The following is a 16,142-nucleotide window of genomic DNA, read 5'->3' on the forward strand; positions in this document are numbered from 1 at the left end:
CGACATGCTCAAACGCCTGCTTCTTGTTCTCGCCAGTGCCTCTGTGTTGTTGCTCAACACGGCCCGCGCCGAAAACAGTCCTGACACCGATCTGGTGCTCCTCACCGAAAACTTTCCGCCGTACAACATGGCGAAAGACGGCAAGAATTTCGCCAAGGGCGAGAACATCGATGGCATCGCCACCGATATCGTGCGCGAGATGTTCAAGCGTGCCGGCCTTACCTACAGCCTGACGCTGCGCTTCCCTTGGGAGCGGGTGTACAAGCTGGCGCTGGAAAATCCCGGTTATGGCGCGTTTGTCATGGCCCGTCTGCCGGAACGCGAAACCCTGTTCAAGTGGGTTGGCCCGATCGGTCCGGACGATTGGATCATGCTGGCCAGAGCCGACAGCAAGATCACCCTCGACACCCTCAATGACGCACGCAAATACAAGATCGGCGCCTACAAGGGCGACGCGATTGCCCAGACGCTGAGTCGCCAAGGCTTGAAGCCGCTGGTGGTGCTGCGCGACCAGGACAATGCGAAGAAACTGGTCAACGGCCAGATCGACCTGTGGGCCACGGGTGATCCAGCCGGGCGTTATCTGGCAAAGCAGGACGGCGTGACCGGCCTCAAGACCGTACTGCGCTTCAACAGCGCCGAGTTGTACCTGGCGCTGAACAAAGAGGTGCCGGATGAGACCGTGGCCAAATTGCAGGCTGCGCTAAATCAAATGCGCAAGGACGGCGTGGTTGACGAAATCATGGGGCGGTATCTGTAACAGCGGGTAGAGCGGTTTCGGCGGGTGTTTCTACGTCGGGCTCAACCTCGCCGTGCGACCGCTCCGAGATCTGCGGCACAGGTATTGGCGTCGGGAGCGTGGTGGCAGGGGCATCCTCGTTTGCCTTCGAATATGTCGTCAGGTGGAGGCCGTCGAGGTCGGAACATTCGATACTGGCACCCACCTGAGTCCCGTCCAAGCGCAGCAGTCTGAACGTACTGTGCAGCTGATAAATCGCCACAGCTTCGTGCTGCGCAACGTCAGTGAGGAACGTTGCGCGGGTGGCGACTGACCATCCGCCGACACCGTTGTGGGCGTGACTGAAATCGTCGTCGAGTCTGGCCGAGAACAGCGTCACCGGCGTCTGCAACGTCAGCAGCTGCAAGTAGTTGTGTTGCCCCTTGGGCCAGTCGCTGGCCATTTCGATTGCGGTTTCCTGAGTGAATTTTGTCAGCCTGCCGGTTTCTGGAAGTTGCGGCACTGTCCATTTGAAAATCCTGCCCGCGCCGTTGTTATGAGCGTGACCGAGCAGAACGTATTGGTCGCTTCGTTCAAGATAGTAATAAGGCGATTGATGGAAGCGCGGCAAGGGCAGTTTTCCTTCATCGTGAACAGCGAACCAGGGCAGGACGGCCAAGCGCGTGACCTGTGCAGGTTCGACATGTGCAGGCGGTGCGTAATCCCTGAGCACCGGGATCTGCGGCGCCGGGAACATTTGCTGGGGAATTTCCATTCGCAAGGCGTAAGCAGCCGCCTGTGCATCCGGTCTGGTGTAGCTATCGATCGCTAAAAAAGTGCCGGACGAAAAACAGATTTCACCGGCGCCAGCATTGGGTGGTTGCGAATCCCAGACACTGACGCTCTTTTTCGCATGGCTGCCCTTGTCGTTCCAGATAAGGTCGCCGACCTGTGCGGGAACTACCAGATCGACACGCACGCAGCGAACTGCGTTGAGCGAGGGCTTTTCGTGATCGTTGGCGCAGACAACGCCCATGGCCACATAGCCGGCCGGTGGCAGCGGGCGCCACATCGATACGTGGGTTTTTGCCCCTGAGCCGGAGTCATCCCAGATCTGCTCATAGTCCAGCGGGCGGCTCAGGGCGTTACCTTTGGGGTGAAGGTCCTTTAGCGTGGGGTTTTCGCAGACCACGGCGACGATTCTTTGCCCGTTGAGATTGGAGAATCCGCTGGCTGCAATATCGCCGAGGGGAAAGTAGCCGGGCAGATCATCTGGCGCTGGGGCTGGGCGCCAGAAGGTTGCGTCGCTGGTTCTCAGTGTTCGCGTGTCCCATACCCGCTGGAAGTCGGTGGTGAAGTTGATCAGCAGATTGTCGACGCTGATGGGGTTCATCGGCGTCTTGTCGGGAAGGGTCTGTTCCTGGTTGCTCATGATGGCTCCTGATAATTGAAGGCGACGCAAGGGGTCGCGACCTGTTTGCAGGTCTCAATATCGGGAGTTGGAGCCAGCCTCTGGTGGTAACTATGTGTTGCCTCGCACTTAGCGGTAGATGCCGTCCTTGCCATGACCGGCCATGGCGCGATTGCTGCGCACGCTGATCATTTGTTTGATGTCGATCCAGTCGATGCCTTGCGCTTTCAGCTTCGGCAATTCGCGTTCCAGCACTGCCAGCGTCTGCGGATACGGGTGGCCGATCATTACTGCCGAGCCTTGTTTGCGCGCCAGGCTGATCGCCGTCTGCAGCTGGGTGTAGATCGCTGCTTCGGTGCGTTCGTCATCAAGGAACACATCCCGTGAGACGCTCGCCAGATCGATCCTCTGCGCCTGCTGTGCGGCCACGGTCTGGGCACTGGTACGGCTGTCGACGAAGAACTTGTGCCGGCGCTGCAACTCACCCATCAACCACGCCATCGCCACTGGTTGCGCGGTCATGCGGCTGCCCATGTGATTATTGATGCCAGCGGTATACGGCACCATTTTGAACGCGGCATCGAGGCGCTTTTGCAGTTCTTCGAGGGGCAGTTCGGGGTGCCAGGCATATGGGCCGGTGGCCGGGTCCATGGGCATGTGCAAGATCACGATCTTGCCGGCGCGATGGGCTTCGCGGGCGAATTCGGTGGCGTGCGGAGTGTCGGGCATGATCGCTGTGGTCACCGGGCCGGGCAGGGCCAGCACCCGGCGATCCCGGGGCAGGTTCTGCCCCAGGTCGTCGATGATCAGTGTCAGGTAGGCTTTCTGCGCTGGGGCTTTGGCGGGCTCTGCGTGGGCAGCACCCGCCAGACAGCACAGCAGGATGAAGAGGAAACGCAGCATCCTCAACGGCCGGAGGTGATGCTCAGGCCTTTGAGCAGGCTCAGGGCCTGGGCCAACTGGTAATCGTCATCCTGCGGCATGGCCTTGGCCTTGGCGCCGGAGCCGGTCGGCTTGTCTGCGCCGCCATTGCCGTTGCCCAGGTGACCTTGCAGGTCGGCTTCCTTGAAGTAGTCGCCGTCCGCTTCGTTGGTGATCTTGGCCTTGCGCACTTCGATGTCCGGGACGATGCCCTGGGCCTGGATCGAGCGGCCGTTCGGCGTGAAGTACAGCGCCGTGGTGATCTTCAGCGCGCGGTCGTTGTTCAGCGGCAACACGGTTTGCACCGAGCCTTTGCCGAAACTGGTGGTGCCCATGACCACCGCACGTTTCTGATCCTGCAGGGCGCCGGCGACGATTTCCGAAGCCGAGGCGCTGCCACCGTTGATCAGCACGACCATCGGCACCGCTTCGCTTTCGTCCTTGCCAGTGGCGGAGAAGCGCAGCTCGGAGTTGGCAATCCGGCCTTTGGTGTAGACGATCAGGCCTTTCTTGATGAAATGGTCGACCACTTCCACCGCCGCCTGCAGCACACCGCCCGGGTTATTGCGCAGGTCGAGAATGATGCCGTTGAGCTTCTTGCCGTTGTCCTTGCGCAGCTTGGCCAGGGCCTTGGAAACCTCTTCGCCGGTCTTGACCTGGAACTGGGTGATGCGGATGTAGCCGTAGCCCGATTCCAGCAGCTGTGCCTTGACGCTCTTCACTTGAATCACGGCGCGGGCCAGGGTCACGTCGAAGGGCGTGCCGCCGTCACGGACTAGGGTCAGGGTGATTTTCTGGCCGATCTTGCCGCGCATCTTGTCCACGGCTTCGGTCATGGTCTGGCCGCGAGTCGGCTGACCGTTGATCTTGACGATGAAGTCACCGGCCTGGATGCCGGCCTTCGACGCCGGGGTATCGTCGATTGGCGACACGACTTTGATGAAGCCGTCTTCGGAGCCGACTTCGATGCCCAGGCCGCCGAATTCGCCGCTGGTGCTTTCCTGCAGCTCGGTGAAATCCTCGGGGCCGAGGTACGCGGAGTGCGGATCGAGGTTGCTGAGCATGCCCTTGATCGCGTTTTCCAGCAGGGTCTTGTCGTCCACCGGCTCGACATAGGCGGCCTTGATCCGATCCATCACCTCGGCAAAGGTGCGCAACTCTTCCAGCGGCAACGGCGCCTTGGCGGTCGCGGCGGTACCTGCCGGAGCGACAGCCGGGGCCGGTTGCGCAGCGAACGCCAGAGGCGCGCCGATCACCAGGGCGATCGTCAGGGCCAGCGAGGTAAGGCGGGACAAATGCAGCATGTCGAACGAACTCCTGAATTAGGCGACGCGCTTATCCTTGCGCGTGACACCATTGCGCCGGGTCACTCGGGTGACCCTGCTGACGAATTGCGAAATACAGCGCTGGCGTGTCCTGACCGCCACTGTTACCCACAGTGGAAATCGACTCACCGGCTTTTACCACGTCACCGGCCGACTTGAGCAGCGTCTGGTTGTGACCGTAAAGACTCAGAAAACCATTGCCGTGATCGAGGATCACCAGCAGCCCGGCACCGCGCAGCCAGTCGGCGAACACCACGCGTCCGCCATGCACGGCATGCACCTGGCTGCCGGCGGCGGCGCTGATCATCACGCCATCCCACTTGGTCCGGGCATCGTCGCCACGGCTTTCGCCAAAGCGCGCCAGCAATCGACCATCAACCGGCCACGGAAGTTTTCCCCGGGTTGCAGCAAAAGGGCCACCGAAGGTCTCGCCGCTGCTGGACACCAGCGCGCCGGGTGTTGATCTGGCAGGTTTTCGTGGGGCGTCGCTGTTGTCAGCCTGCGCCTCACGCAAACGCTTTTTTTCCGCTTCCTGCTGGGCGATCAGCGCTTTCTGCCGCGCTTCTTCTGCCTCACGGGCCTGGCGGGCCAGGGTTTCTTCAATGGTTTTAAGGACTTTAGACAGGTCTGCCTGATCCTGCTCGCGGGCGGCCAGTTTCTGGTCGCGGGCTTTCACGTCATCGTTGAGCTTGGCGAGGACTTGCTGGCGTTCCTTGCGCACTTTCTCCAGTTCGTCGCGCTGGGTGTCGAGGCTGCTTTTCTGCACCAGCAATTGCGCTTGCTGCTGGGCGATGTCTTTTTCGACATTGGCCAGTTGGCGCAGGGTTTCGTTGAAATTCTTCAACTGCTCCAGGCGGGCCTGGCTCAGGTAGTCGTAATAGGTGAGGGTGCGCGCGAATTTCTCGGGATTCTGCTGGTTGAGCAGCAGCTTGAGGTATTCCTGGCGGCCGTTCTGATAGGCCGCGCGGGCCTGGATGGCGATCAGTCGCTGTTGTTCAGTGCGCGCGCTCTGGAGTTTTTTTTTCTCCGCATCGAGTCGCTGCAGCTCGGATTCACTTTTCTTCAGCTCTTTTTGCAGGGCATCGACCTGCTTCTCGAGCTTGCCCATCTCGGTTTCAGTGCCCTTGAGCTCTTTCTGCACGCCGGATTTTTCCTCCTGCAGCTTGCCCAGGAGCTTTTTCAGCTCGGCAATGTCCTGACGCGTGGCATCCAACTGCTGTTGGGTTTGCGCGCGCTCGTCAGCGAAGGCCGGTTGGAGCAGGCAGGTCAGAGCGAGGGCGATCAGGACGCGGAGCATAGAGGCGGGCGGCACCAGGGTAATGGACGGCCTAGTATGCCCGCCCGACGCGGCAAAAAAAACGCCCAATTGGGCTTGTGTGATAACTGGAGCGGATTCGGTATTAAAAATAGCGCAAAACCAATGCGGGAGCGGGCTTGCTCGCGAATGCAGTGCGTCAGCAACGTTGATGTTGACTGACCCACTGCATTCGCGAGCAAGCCCGCTCCCACAGGGTTTTGCGGCGCTTTGGTGATTCGGTGATTAGACCAGAATCGACTTGCCGGTCATTTCCTTCGGTTGCTCCAGGCCCAGCAGCATCAGCATGGTCGGCGCCACGTCCGCCAGTACTCCGCCTTCGCGGACCTTGAGGTCACGCTTGCCGACATATATGAACGGCACCGGCTCGGTGGTGTGCGCGGTGTGCGCCTGGTGGGTTTCTTCATCGGCCATTTTTTCGACGTTGCCGTGGTCGGCTGTGATCAGCGCTTCGCCGCCGACCTTTTCCAGAGCCTCGACGATGCGCCCGACGCAGGTGTCCAGGCATTCCACGGCTTTCACTGCCGCGTCGAACACGCCACTGTGGCCAACCATGTCGCCGTTGGCGTAGTTGACCACGATCACGTCGTAACGCTGGTTTTCAATGGCGTCGACGATGCGGTCGGTGACTTCCGGCGCGCTCATTTCCGGCTGCAGGTCGTAGGTGGCGACTTTCGGCGATGGAATCAGGATGCGCTCCTCGCCCGGGAACGGTTCTTCACGGCCGCCGGAGAAGAAGAAGGTCACGTGCGCGTATTTCTCGGTTTCGGCGATACGCAGCTGGGTCTTGCCGTTCTTTGCCAGGTAGTCGCCGAGCACATTTTCCAGACTGCCGGCGGCGAAGGCCGAGGGCGCCGGGATGTTGGCGGCGTATTGGGTCAGCATGACGAAGCCGGCCAGTTTCGGCTGGCGTGCACGCTCGAACTCCTTGAAATCGTCTTCGACGAACACGCGGGTCAGCTCGCGGGCGCGGTCGGCGCGGAAGTTCATGAACACCACGGCGTCGCCGTCTTCTACCTTGACCGGTTCGCCGATGGTGGTGGCCTTGACGAATTCGTCGCTCTCGCCACGGGCGTAGGCGGCGTCGAGGCCTTCCTGAGCGGTGGCCGCATTGAATTCGGCGTTGCCGTCGACGATCAGGTTGTAGGCCTGGGCTACGCGGTCCCAACGGTTGTCACGGTCCATCGCGAAGTAGCGACCGACGATGCTGGCGATGCGCCCTTTGCCGAGCGCCTGGAATGTCGCGTCGAGCAGTTCGATCGACGAGGCAGCGCTTTTCGGCGGGGTGTCGCGGCCATCAAGGAAGGCGTGCAGGTAGATCTTCTCGGCGCCGCGCTTGAAGGCCAGCTCGGCCATGGCGACCAGGTGATCCTGATGGCTGTGCACGCCGCCTTCGGACAGCAGGCCCATGAAATGCACGGCTTTCCCGGCGGCCACGGCTTTATCCACAGCGGCGCAGATGGTCGGGTTTTCGAAGAACTCGCCGTCGCGGATCGCTTTGGTCACGCGCGTGAAGTCCTGATACACCACGCGACCGGCGCCGAGGTTCATGTGGCCGACTTCGGAGTTGCCCATCTGGCCGTCCGGCAGGCCAACGTCCATGCCGCTGCCGGAGATCAGGCCATTCGGCACGCTGGCCCACAGACGATCGAGAACCGGCTTCTTCGCCGCGTACACGGCGTTGGACTCGTGGCTGTCACTGTGACCAAAGCCGTCGAGAATCATCAGGACCAAAGGTTTAGGCGTGGTAGTCATGGAATCCACTCGTGGCTAATAAAGAAGAGGGCGATGCAAAAGTGAGTGGCAGTTTAAAGCGAAGTTCCTGCGGCGTCACCGCCGGACGGGGTTTGGCCGACCTTGGCGGCTGTGTATACTGGCCGACATTTTAACGCCCTGGAACCTCCTTCGATGGTTGCTCACCTGATTGAATTTGCCACTAACCACTACATTCTTGTCGGTATCTTCGTCGTACTGCTGGCCCTGCTGCTGGCGCACACGATGCAGGGCGGCGGTAAAAGCCTGAGCACCGGCGAGTTGACCGCACTGGTCAATAAAGAAGCAGGCGTGGTGGTGGACATCCGTCCGGCCAAGGATTTCGCGGCCGGCCACATCGTTGGCGCGATCAATATTCCTCAGGACAAGCTGGCCGCGCGCGTCGGCGAGCTGGAAAAGCACAAGGCCAAGACCATCATTCTGGTCGACGCTTTGGGCCAGACCGCTGGCACCCACGCCCGCGAGCTGATGAAATCCGGCTTCACCGCCGCCAAGCTGTCCGGCGGGATCTCCACCTGGAAAGGCGACAACCTGCCGCTGGTGAAGTGATATGAGCGAAGTCATCGTCTACTCCAGCGATTACTGCCCTTATTGCATGCGAGCCAAGCAATTGCTCGCGAACAAAGGTGTGGCCTTCGAAGAGATCAAAGTCGATGGCAAGCCGCAGATTCGTGCCGCCATGAGCCAAAAGGCCGGACGCACCTCCGTGCCGCAGATCTGGATCGGCGAAAAGCACATCGGCGGTTGTGATGATTTGTATGCCCTGGAGCGCGCCGGCAAGCTCGACGCGCTGCTCAAGGCCTGAACGGCTGCACCCACGTACAGCACTCCCTAAAAGACCCAAGATCGATAAGGATCTGAGATGACTGACCAACAGAACACTGCAGCCAGCGAAGAAGAAACCGCACCGCAATTCTCCTTGCAGCGCATCTACGTACGCGACCTGTCCTTCGAAGCCCCGAAAAGCCCGGCGATCTTCCGCCAGCAGTGGGAGCCGACCGTCGGTCTGGACCTGAACACTCGTCAGAAAGAACTGGAAGGCGATTTCTACGAAGTGGTGCTGACCCTGTCCGTCACCGTGAAAAACGGCGAAGAAGTGGCCTTCATCGCTGAAGTGCAACAGGCCGGTATCTTCCTGATCAAGAACCTGGACGCGGCTTCGATGAGCCACACTCTGGGTGCGTTCTGCCCGAACATCCTGTTCCCGTACGCGCGCGAAACTCTGGACAGCCTGGTGACCCGTGGTTCGTTCCCGGCCCTGATGCTGGCGCCGGTGAACTTCGACGCTCTGTACGCGCAAGAGCTGCAGCGCATGCAGGAAAGCGGCGAAACGCCAACCGTTCAGTAACAATCCGAGCGTTGACGCAAGTCCAATGTGGGAGCGGGCTTGCTCGCGAAAGCGGAGTGTCAGGCGACAGCAATGTCCTCTGATACGACGCCTTCGCGAGCAAGCCCGCTCCCACATTTGTTATGCGGTATTACTTGAAGTCGTTCTGCCGCCACGCTTCGTACACGGCCACCGCCACGGTGTTGGACAGGTTCAGGCTGCGGCAGCCTTCGCGCATCGGCAGGCGCAGGCGCTGTTCCGTCGGCAGGGTGTCCAGCACCTCGGGCGGCAGGCCACGGCTTTCCGGGCCGAAGATGAACGCATCGCCGGGTACGAACGCCGCGTCGTGAAACGGCCGCGAGCCCTTGGTGGTAAACGCGAACAGGCGCGGGTTGCCCAGGCTCTCAAGGCAACTGGCGAGGTCGGCGTGGCGCTGCAATGTGGCATATTCGTGGTAGTCGAGACCGGCCCGGCGCAAGCGCTTGTCGTCCATCTCGAAACCCAGCGGTTCGATCAAATGCAGGTGGCAGCCGCTGTTGGCGCACAGCCTGATAACGTTGCCGGTGTTCGGCGGAATTTCTGGTTGAAAAAGGATGACGTGAAACATGCACGGCTCCGAAGGTAAAGATGACGCGCATTCTACGCCGCAAGCGGACCCGCGTTCGAAACTATTCCCGCGGGTGATCGGTTCGCTGGCGATTGTCGGTCTGATGGTCGGTTTGATGATCGGCCGTCTGACCACGCCGGACCCGAGCGTGCTGCAGCAGGTCGATGTGACGGATGACGGTCTGGTGGTCTGGTTCAATAACGAGCCGAAGCTGCACGGCGAGGTCATCGACGGCACGGTGGCCCTGCTGTTTCAGGCTGAAGGCCGTGCGCAGAAAGGCCAGCTCAAGCTCAACGGCAAGGACGTGAACTGGCGAACGCGAGTGAGTGATGGTGGGTTGTTGCTGACGGTGCTGGCCGCGCGGCCACTGCAGGGGGACTGGGCCGGCAGCGAAGTCGATGACCGCTGGCGGCTGGAGATCCATCTCCGGGAGCAATAAAAGCGGGAATCCCCGGCCTGCCTGTACCAGGGTTCCCAAAACGGGGTGGACTTCGCTGAGCGCGTCGGTCCGGTGTAAAGAGGGAACCCCCGGCCTGCCTGTACCAAGGATCCCAAAAGGGTGGGTTCAGCGCATTGCGGTCTGGACCCGATGTAAAGAAGGGGAATCCCCGGCCTGCCTGTACCAAGGCCCCCAAAACGGTTGGTGAATCGAATCACCTGTAAACGTTATTGCAGGGGGCGTGCCAGTTTTTAGTATCTGGAAACAGAAAAATCTTTATATGCGCGAAAGCCCCGTAATCCGGGGCTTTCGTTATTTTTGAAGGGTGAGCTTTTAATGTTTTGAGGTGGTCTTTCGCAAGATTGGCAATGCCCGATCGCAGGTCATCGTGCATCCATGCGGTGCACGGAGGACCCAATGTGGGAGCGGGCTTGCTCGCGAAAGCATCGTGTCAGTCACCCTATGTTTCAATGACCCAGCGCATTCGCGAGCAAGCCCGCTCCCACAGGGATTTCGGGTGCTCGCCTGTTATGTGTTAACCCTCTTCCCCCTCGTCATCATCCCCGCCGTCCACTTTCATGCCCAGTTCCTTGATCTTGCGCGTCAGGGTGTTGCGTCCCCAGCCGAGCAATACCGCCGCATCACGACGGCGCCCGGCTGTGTGCTTCAGCGCGGTTTCGATCATGATCCGCTCGAACGCTGGCACCGCGCTGTCGAGCAGGCTCGATTGGCCGCGGGCCAGGGCCTGATCGGCCCACTGGCGCAGCGCCTGTTCCCAGTTGGTCACCGGTGCCGAATCCTGCGGCAGGCTCAGCAACTCCGGTGGCAGGTCGCTGATGTGCACTTCGCGGCCGGAGGCCATGACGGTGATCCAGCGGCAGGTGTTCTCCAGCTGCCGCACGTTGCCCGGCCATGGCAGATTTTTCAGGTATTCCTCGGTCTCGCTCTTCAGCAGCTTCGGTTCCACCGCCAGTTCCTGCGCAGCGCGGCTGAGGAAGTGCTTGGCCAGGGTCGGAATGTCTTCGCGACGGTCCGACAGGCGCGGGATGTGGATGCGGATCACGTTGAGGCGATGGAACAAGTCCTCACGGAATTTCCCGGCGTGCACCAGGGTTTCCAGATTCTGGTGGGTGGCAGCGATGATCCGCACGTCAACCTTGACCGGCACGTGCCCGCCCACGCGATAGAACTCGCCGTCGGCCAGGACCCGCAGCAAACGGGTCTGGGTATCGGCCGGCATGTCGCCGATTTCATCGAGGAACAGCGTGCCGCCGTCGGCCTGTTCGAAACGTCCCCGGCGCAGGTTGGCGGCGCCGGTGAACGCGCCTTTTTCGTGGCCGAACAGTTCGGACTCCATCAGATCCTTGGGGATTGCCGCCATGTTCAGCGCAATGAACGGCGAGGCGGCGCGCGGGCTGTGGCGGTGCAAGGCGTGAGCCACCAGCTCTTTACCGGTACCGGATTCGCCGTTGATCAGCACGGTGATGTTGGAGTGACTCAAGCGGCCGATGGCGCGAAACACTTCCTGCATCGCCGGCGCTTCGCCGATGATTTCCGGGGTGCGGGTCAGTGCCGGCACCACTTCCAGGCCTTGCTGTTCCTGCGCATGCTGATTGGCGCGCTTGACCAGCGATACCGCCTCGTCAACGTCGAACGGCTTGGGCAGGTACTCGAACGCGCCGCCCTGATAGGAGGCGACAGCGCTGTCCAGATCGGAGTGCGCGGTCATGATGATCACCGGCAACCGTGGGTGCTGCTCGCGAATCCGTGCCAGCAGATCGAGGCCGCTGGCGCCCGGCATGCGAATATCGGAAATGATCACATCAGGCTGCTGACGGGCCAGACGACTCATCACGCCATCGGCGCTGTCGAAGCTCTGCGTGGTCATGCCTTCCTGCTGCAAGGCCTTTTCCAGAACCCAACGGATAGAACGGTCGTCATCGACGATCCACACGGTTTCACTACGGCTCATGTCGATGTGGCTCCTTGTTCCAGTGGCAGAAAGATCGAGAACGTGGTGTGGCCTGGATGGCTGTCACACTCGATCAGGCCCTGGTGCTGGCTGATGATGTTCTGGGTGATGGCCAGGCCCAGCCCGGTACCGTCCGGGCGGCCGCTGACCATGGGAAAGAAAATGGTTTCCTGCAGCTCCGCCGGAATCCCGGGACCGTTGTCGATGATCTCGATCTTGGTCACCAGTCGATGACGGACGTGGCCGATGGTGAACTGGCGCATGGTCCGGCTGCGCAGGCTGATGCGACCCAGGCGCAACTCGTTCTGGCTGCTGATCGCCTGCATCGCGTTGCGCACGATGTTCAGCACGGCCTGAATCATTTGTTCGCGGTCGATCAGTACGTCGGGAATGCTCGGGTCATAATCGCGCACCAGGGTGATGCAGCCCTGGCTTTCCGCTTCGACCAATTGGCAGACGCGTTCGAGTACCTCGTGAACGTTGCACAGGGCCAGCGACGGCAATTTGTTCGAGCCGAGCATGCGGTCCACCAGATTGCGCAGGCGGTCGGCCTCTTCGATGATCACGTTGGTGTAGTCGCGCAGGCTGTCTTCCGGCAGTTCGCGGGCCAGCAGTTGTGCGGCGCCACGGATGCCGCCCAGCGGATTCTTGATCTCGTGGGCGAGGCCGCGCACCAGCATCTTGCTGGTTTCCTGCTTGGACAGTTGCGCCTCTTCCTTGGTGATGCGCAGCAGGCGATCACGCGGGTGCACTTCCAGCAGGAGCATGGTCGCGCCATTGCTGAGGATCGGCGTCACTGCGTAGTCGACGGTCAGGGTCTGGCCGGTGAGGGCGGTGAGCATCGCTTCGCGCTTGGTGAACGGGTGCGCCTGTTCCACCGCCTGGCGCAACGAGTTGAGCGCCTCGGTGGATTCGGTGAACAGCTCGCTGATGAACTGTCCGTGACTGCGCTGACCGCTGATGGCCAGCAGCATTTCCGCCGCCGGGTTCATGTACTCAAGGCGCAGTTCGGCGTCGAGCAGAATGGTGGCGGTGGTCAGGTTGTCGAGCAGCAAACGGTGGATTGCGTCGCTAATAGTCATCGGAGCCTCTTTTGGGGGCGGGAGCGTGCGCAAGAAGCAGGCGTCGTTAAACGGAAAATGCAAAAACCAAACCAAGGCTCCGAAAAGAAGCGTTCGTCCCCTGAAACAGGCGTTTGACGCTCGTTTGCGTGGCGTTTGGCCGGGCGTTACGGGTACTTTCGAACCAAAATGGGTTGGAATGTGAGTACTGTGCAGTGAGTTGCACCAATATAGTGCGCAAAGCTGAACGACGTTAGAAGAAACGCAAGAAGGGATTTTTTGGCTCGGGCGGTTTGTCTTTCAGCGGGCATTCCGGACGCACGCCGTAGTCCTCACTGACGCACGGCTTGACCTGACGTTTCTGCGCCAGCGAAATGCGTAGCATGTGGAACGGCTGGTTGGCGGTACGCTCGACGGTGCGACCCTGCTCATCGAGGATTTCCACCGACAGGTTGTGGCTGCCACGGTCGATATTGCTCAGCGGGAACACCGGGCTCAGGCCCGGCTCGCCAATGGCCTGACCGTCCAGCAGCAGGCGATAGCGATGACCGGGTTGCAGACCCGGTTCGCTGGTGACGCTGACGATCAGTTCGCCGGCGCTGCTGCGCAGGGTCGCATCCGGCTCGGGGATCAGAATGCGCAGCATGTCGTAGTGGAACGGCGGTTGTTCCGGAGATTTTTGTGCCGTGCGGATTGATGCGGCGGCCGTCGGATTGGCCGACATGCGATTGCTGGTCGCGATCGGCACACGCTTGGCGTTGCCACGGGGTTGATCGGTGTAGACGCGATTGCCCTGCGCATCGACATAGGTGAAAACCTCAGCCGAGACGGGCAGGGCCAGCAGGTACAGGAGCAGCCAGAGACTTCTCATGGCGTGTGCACCCGCTGCACGGTGAACACCACGGTCGGGCTTTGCTGGATGAGCGTTTCGCCGTCGATCACCTGCACCGCAAGACGATGCTCACCGCGATCGACATTCACCAGTTGCAGGATTGGTACGTTGCTTGGTTGGCCGTAGGGCGCGTCGTCCAGCAGGAGTCTTAATTGTTGCGGTGGCCGCAGGCGCGGCTTGATCAATACGGTGACGGTGAAGGTGCCGTTGTTGGCGCGCAGCGCTTCTTCGTCGGGCAGGCCGGTCAGTTCCAGCACCTCATAAGCGCTGTGCGCGGCTGGGCGATTGTCCGTACTGGGCGCGGGTGCACTCGGCGCCTGTGTTTCGACGCTGTTGAGCGGCGGCAGCTCCAGCGGCTGCGCCTCCACGCCGTCCGGTGAGTGATCGCTGTAGACCGTGTTGCCGTTGCCGTCGGTGTACTTGTAGATCTGCGCGGCGGCGGGCAGGGCGATCAGCAGCAAAATGTAGAGGAAGGTGCGACCCATGAAATCGACCGGAATTGAAAGCGATGGGTTGCAGCATAGGACAGGTGTGACGGTTGACCCAACCCGGAACATATCCGGAGATCATTCAGACGCCAGAATTCCCTGTGGGAGCGGGCTTGCTCGCGAAGGCGTCGTGTCAGCCAATATTTCCGTCAATGACCCAGCGCCTTCGCGAGCAAGCCCGCTCCCACAGGGTCGTGCGGCGCCAACGAAATCAGGCAATAAAAAAGGCCTCCCGAAGGAGGCCTCTTTGTGTCACGCCGCGTAGCGCGGCGCTAGCGGATCAGCAGCTGTAGTACAGCTCATATTCCAGTGGGTGTACGAAGGTGCGAACCTTGATTTCTTCTTCGGATTTCAGCGCGATGTAAGCGTCGATGAAGTCGTCGGAGAACACGCCGCCCTTGGTCAGGAACGCGCGGCCCTTGTCCAGCTCTTCCAGGGCTTCTTTCAGGCTGCCGCAAACCTGTGGGATCTCTTTCGCCTCTTCAGGCGGCAGGTCGTACAGGTTTTTGTCAGCGGCATCGCCTGGGTGGATCTTGTTCTGGATACCGTCCAGACCGGCCATCAGCAGTGCTGCGAAAGCCAGGTACGGGTTGGCTGCCGGATCCGGGAAGCGTGCTTCGATACGACGGCCGCGTGGGCTGTTGACGTAAGGAATACGGATCGAGGCGGAGCGGTTGCGCGCCGAGTAGGCCAGCATCACTGGCGCTTCGAAACCTGGCACCAGACGCTTGTAGGAGTTGGTGGCCGGGTTGGTGAAGCCGTTCAGGGCCTTACCGTGTTTGATGATACCGCCGATGAAGTACAGGGCGGTTTCGGACAGGCCGGCATAGCCTTCGCCAGCGAAGGTGTTCTTGCCGTCTTTGGCGATGGACATGTGCACGTGCATGCCCGAACCGTTGTCGCCGTACAGTGGCTTCGGCATGAAGGTCGCGGTGCGGCCATAAGCGTCGGCAACGTTGTGGACAACGTATTTCAGCGTCTGAACTTCGTCAGCTTTTTTCACCAGGGTGTTGAACTTGACACCGATTTCATTCTGACCGGCAGTCGCCACTTCGTGGTGGTGAACTTCAACGGTCTGGCCCATTTCTTCCAGGGCGTTGCACATGGCAGTACGGATTTCGTGGTCGTGGTCGAACGGCGGAACCGGGAAGTAGCCGCCTTTGATCCCAGGACGGTGGCCTTTGTTGCCGCCTTCGATGTCCTGGTCGGACATCCACGAACCTTGTTCGGAGTAGATCTTGAACATCGAGCCGGAGATGTCCGACTTGAACTTCACTTCGTCGAAGATGAAGAATTCTGGCTCTGGACCGGCGAACACGGTGTCACCGATACCGGTGGTCTTCAGGTATTCCTCGGCGCGGTGGGCGATGGCGCGCGGGTCGCGATCGTAACCTTGCATGGTCGAAGGTTCGATGATGTCGCAGACCAGGATCAGGGTTGGGTCTTCGGTGAACGGATCGAGAACGGCAGTCTCGTCGTCCGGCAGCAGGATCATGTCGGAGGCTTCGATGCCTTTCCAGCCAGCGATGGAGGAGCCGTCGAACATCTTGCCGACTTCGAAGAAGTCGTCTTCCAGCGCATCGCGAGCCGGCATGGTCACGTGGTGCTGAGTGCCTTTGGTGTCCGTGAAGCGCAGATCAATCCACTTGACGTCATGATCTTTGATGAGTTGAACCGACTTCGACATAGTGTCCTCCGGGTGGCTTAGGGCTTGGTAGTGGATGCCCTTAATATGGGTGATGCCGGCGCAGATACTCTGCCAAGGCAACCTGCCTCACAAGGGAGCAAATTGCATGCCAGTGCCCCACCATGGGTTTTTTGCCCCAAATTCACGCTTGTAGCGGTGCAAAGCGCAATAAAGGGGACAATCTCGCCCCTTAATGTAGCGTGCGA

General features: G+C 60.6%; 16 protein-coding genes. 5 read left to right on the forward strand and 11 right to left on the reverse strand.

The genetic code is table 11. From position 1 onward, the window contains the following. Nucleotides 1-4: 4 nt before the first annotated feature. Nucleotides 5-760: a substrate-binding periplasmic protein gene (locus tag ACXR0M_RS10625; RefSeq protein ID WP_458831855.1), complete on the forward strand. Its 756-nt coding sequence runs from the start codon at nt 5-7 to the stop codon at nt 758-760. On the opposite strand, the gene ACXR0M_RS10630 is transcribed toward ACXR0M_RS10625, so the two are convergent. The 5 genes from ACXR0M_RS10630 to gpmI all read right to left on the reverse strand — a co-directional run bounded on the left by ACXR0M_RS10630 (nt 741) and on the right by gpmI (nt 7,445). Further along, a complete protein-coding gene (locus ACXR0M_RS10630) occupies nt 741-2,150 on the reverse strand; it encodes a Vps62-related protein (protein ID WP_458831856.1) in 1,410 nt (469 codons plus the stop codon). The genes ACXR0M_RS10625 and ACXR0M_RS10630 overlap by 20 nt on opposite strands. A 108-nt stretch (nt 2,151-2,258) precedes the next feature. Then, nucleotides 2,259-3,032 carry a divergent polysaccharide deacetylase family protein gene (locus ACXR0M_RS10635; RefSeq protein WP_458831857.1) on the reverse strand — a complete coding sequence of 258 codons (774 nt, stop codon included), beginning with the start codon at nt 3,030-3,032 and terminating at the stop codon, nt 2,259-2,261. Between the two features lie 2 nt (nt 3,033-3,034). After that, nucleotides 3,035-4,354, reverse strand: a complete 1,320-nt coding sequence (locus ACXR0M_RS10640; RefSeq protein ID WP_041071409.1) for a S41 family peptidase — start codon at nt 4,352-4,354, stop codon at nt 3,035-3,037. Between the two features lie 31 nt (nt 4,355-4,385). After that, nucleotides 4,386-5,672, reverse strand: coding sequence for a murein hydrolase activator EnvC family protein (locus tag ACXR0M_RS10645; RefSeq protein ID WP_458831858.1), 1,287 nt, complete (start codon nt 5,670-5,672; stop codon nt 4,386-4,388). 243 nt (nt 5,673-5,915) lie between these two features. Next, a complete protein-coding gene (gene gpmI, locus ACXR0M_RS10650; protein ID WP_458831859.1) occupies nt 5,916-7,445 on the reverse strand; it encodes a 2,3-bisphosphoglycerate-independent phosphoglycerate mutase in 1,530 nt (509 codons plus the stop codon). Between the two features lie 153 nt (nt 7,446-7,598). Here gpmI and ACXR0M_RS10655 point away from each other — a divergent pair, with 153 nt between their 5' ends. The 3 genes from ACXR0M_RS10655 to secB are packed head-to-tail and all read left to right on the forward strand — an operon-like array spanning nt 7,599 to nt 8,811. Then, a complete protein-coding gene (locus ACXR0M_RS10655) occupies nt 7,599-8,012 on the forward strand; it encodes a rhodanese-like domain-containing protein (protein ID WP_458831860.1) in 414 nt (137 codons plus the stop codon). Between the two features lies 1 nt (nt 8,013). Then, nucleotides 8,014-8,268, forward strand: a complete 255-nt coding sequence (gene grxC, locus ACXR0M_RS10660; RefSeq protein ID WP_003220774.1) for a glutaredoxin 3 — start codon at nt 8,014-8,016, stop codon at nt 8,266-8,268. 57 nt (nt 8,269-8,325) lie between these two features. Continuing rightward, nucleotides 8,326-8,811, forward strand: coding sequence for a protein-export chaperone SecB (secB, locus tag ACXR0M_RS10665; protein WP_458831861.1), 486 nt, complete (start codon nt 8,326-8,328; stop codon nt 8,809-8,811). Between the two features lie 130 nt (nt 8,812-8,941). Here the strand turns inward: secB and ACXR0M_RS10670 are convergent, their stop codons facing one another. Further along, nucleotides 8,942-9,397: a tRNA (cytidine(34)-2'-O)-methyltransferase gene (locus ACXR0M_RS10670; RefSeq protein ID WP_458831862.1), complete on the reverse strand. Its 456-nt coding sequence runs from the start codon at nt 9,395-9,397 to the stop codon at nt 8,942-8,944. On the opposite strand from ACXR0M_RS10670, the gene ACXR0M_RS10675 reads away from it, so the two are divergent. Then, nucleotides 9,396-9,836, forward strand: a complete 441-nt coding sequence (locus tag ACXR0M_RS10675) for a hypothetical protein (RefSeq protein WP_458831863.1) — start codon at nt 9,396-9,398, stop codon at nt 9,834-9,836. The two genes, ACXR0M_RS10670 and ACXR0M_RS10675, sit on opposite strands and share 2 nt — an antisense overlap. Nucleotides 9,837-10,371: 535 nt before the next feature. Here ACXR0M_RS10675 and ntrC read toward each other — a convergent pair. From ntrC to glnA, 5 genes are all read right to left on the reverse strand, one after another. Then, complete coding sequence (gene ntrC, locus ACXR0M_RS10680) at nt 10,372-11,808, reverse strand: nitrogen regulation protein NR(I) (protein ID WP_458831864.1); 1,437 nt, start codon at nt 11,806-11,808, stop codon at nt 10,372-10,374. Next, on the reverse strand, nt 11,805-12,890 hold the full coding sequence (glnL, locus tag ACXR0M_RS10685; protein ID WP_102358554.1) for a nitrogen regulation protein NR(II): 1,086 nt from the start codon (nt 12,888-12,890) through the stop codon (nt 11,805-11,807). Before glnL ends, ntrC begins: the two co-directional genes overlap by 4 nt. A gap of 232 nt (nt 12,891-13,122) precedes the next feature. Further along, complete coding sequence (locus tag ACXR0M_RS10690; RefSeq protein ID WP_458831865.1) at nt 13,123-13,740, reverse strand: DUF4124 domain-containing protein; 618 nt, start codon at nt 13,738-13,740, stop codon at nt 13,123-13,125. Next, nucleotides 13,737-14,246, reverse strand: a complete 510-nt coding sequence (locus tag ACXR0M_RS10695) for a DUF4124 domain-containing protein (protein WP_458831866.1) — start codon at nt 14,244-14,246, stop codon at nt 13,737-13,739. Before ACXR0M_RS10695 ends, ACXR0M_RS10690 begins: the two co-directional genes overlap by 4 nt. 283 nt (nt 14,247-14,529) lie before the next feature. Beyond that, nucleotides 14,530-15,936, reverse strand: coding sequence for a glutamate--ammonia ligase (glnA, locus tag ACXR0M_RS10700; RefSeq protein ID WP_458831867.1), 1,407 nt, complete (start codon nt 15,934-15,936; stop codon nt 14,530-14,532). Nucleotides 15,937-16,142: the final 206 nt, after the last annotated feature.

This window comes from Pseudomonas sp. Eth.TT006, assembly GCF_054456575.1.

Bases quoted from the DNA above. Each gene is read 5' to 3' on its own strand.
- ACXR0M_RS10675 (WP_458831863.1), top strand. From the start codon at position 9,396: ATGCACGGCTCCGAAGGTAAAGATGACGCGCATTCTACGCCGCAAGCG.
- gpmI (WP_458831859.1), bottom strand. From the start codon at position 7,445: ATGACTACCACGCCTAAACCTTTGGTCCTGATGATTCTCGACGGCTTT.
- glnA (WP_458831867.1), bottom strand. From the start codon at position 15,936: ATGTCGAAGTCGGTTCAACTCATCAAAGATCATGACGTCAAGTGGATT.
- ACXR0M_RS10670 (WP_458831862.1), bottom strand. From the start codon at position 9,397: ATGTTTCACGTCATCCTTTTTCAACCAGAAATTCCGCCGAACACCGGC.
- grxC (WP_003220774.1), top strand. From the start codon at position 8,014: ATGAGCGAAGTCATCGTCTACTCCAGCGATTACTGCCCTTATTGCATG.
- ACXR0M_RS10645 (WP_458831858.1), bottom strand. From the start codon at position 5,672: ATGCTCCGCGTCCTGATCGCCCTCGCTCTGACCTGCCTGCTCCAACCG.
- ACXR0M_RS10690 (WP_458831865.1), bottom strand. From the start codon at position 13,740: ATGAGAAGTCTCTGGCTGCTCCTGTACCTGCTGGCCCTGCCCGTCTCG.
- secB (WP_458831861.1), top strand. From the start codon at position 8,326: ATGACTGACCAACAGAACACTGCAGCCAGCGAAGAAGAAACCGCACCG.
- glnL (WP_102358554.1), bottom strand. From the start codon at position 12,890: ATGACTATTAGCGACGCAATCCACCGTTTGCTGCTCGACAACCTGACC.
- ACXR0M_RS10640 (WP_041071409.1), bottom strand. From the start codon at position 4,354: ATGCTGCATTTGTCCCGCCTTACCTCGCTGGCCCTGACGATCGCCCTG.
- ACXR0M_RS10655 (WP_458831860.1), top strand. From the start codon at position 7,599: ATGGTTGCTCACCTGATTGAATTTGCCACTAACCACTACATTCTTGTC.
- ACXR0M_RS10635 (WP_458831857.1), bottom strand. From the start codon at position 3,032: ATGCTGCGTTTCCTCTTCATCCTGCTGTGCTGTCTGGCGGGTGCTGCC.
- ACXR0M_RS10625 (WP_458831855.1), top strand. From the start codon at position 5: ATGCTCAAACGCCTGCTTCTTGTTCTCGCCAGTGCCTCTGTGTTGTTG.
- ntrC (WP_458831864.1), bottom strand. From the start codon at position 11,808: ATGAGCCGTAGTGAAACCGTGTGGATCGTCGATGACGACCGTTCTATC.
- ACXR0M_RS10695 (WP_458831866.1), bottom strand. From the start codon at position 14,246: ATGGGTCGCACCTTCCTCTACATTTTGCTGCTGATCGCCCTGCCCGCC.
- ACXR0M_RS10630 (WP_458831856.1), bottom strand. From the start codon at position 2,150: ATGAGCAACCAGGAACAGACCCTTCCCGACAAGACGCCGATGAACCCC.